Source organism: Pseudoalteromonas sp. SIMBA_162 (assembly GCF_046535955.1).
GTDB lineage: Bacteria > Pseudomonadota > Gammaproteobacteria > Enterobacterales > Alteromonadaceae > Pseudoalteromonas > Pseudoalteromonas marina.
Genome location: NZ_JAWJBQ010000413.1, coordinates 1 through 272 on the forward strand (window position 1 = coordinate 1; position 272 = coordinate 272).

Consider the following 272-nt stretch of genomic DNA (forward strand, 5'->3'; position numbering starts at 1 on the left):
CCCCTTGCCGCCCTCGGCCTGCTCATGCTCGGCGCCAGCCAGGTTATGGCTGCGCAAACAGTTAAGCAACCAAACATTCTGCTGATCGTCGCCGATGACCTCGGCTTTTCCGACCTGTCCGCCCTGGGCAGCGAGATCCAGACCCCGCACCTGGACAAGCTGCTGGCCGACGGCCGCCTGATGCTGGACTTTCATGCCGCGCCCAGTTGCTCCCCCACCCGGGCAATGCTGATGTCGGGCAATGACCCGCACATTGCCGGGCTGGGCATGAT

1 protein-coding gene is annotated in these 272 nt (G+C 64.3%); it reads left to right on the forward strand.

The genetic code is table 11. The features are described from left to right. Positions 1-24: 24 nt before the first annotated feature. Positions 25-272, forward strand: a 248-nt coding sequence (locus R0J88_RS20275; RefSeq protein ID WP_410900916.1) for a sulfatase-like hydrolase/transferase, incomplete at its 3' end; no start/stop codon positions are given.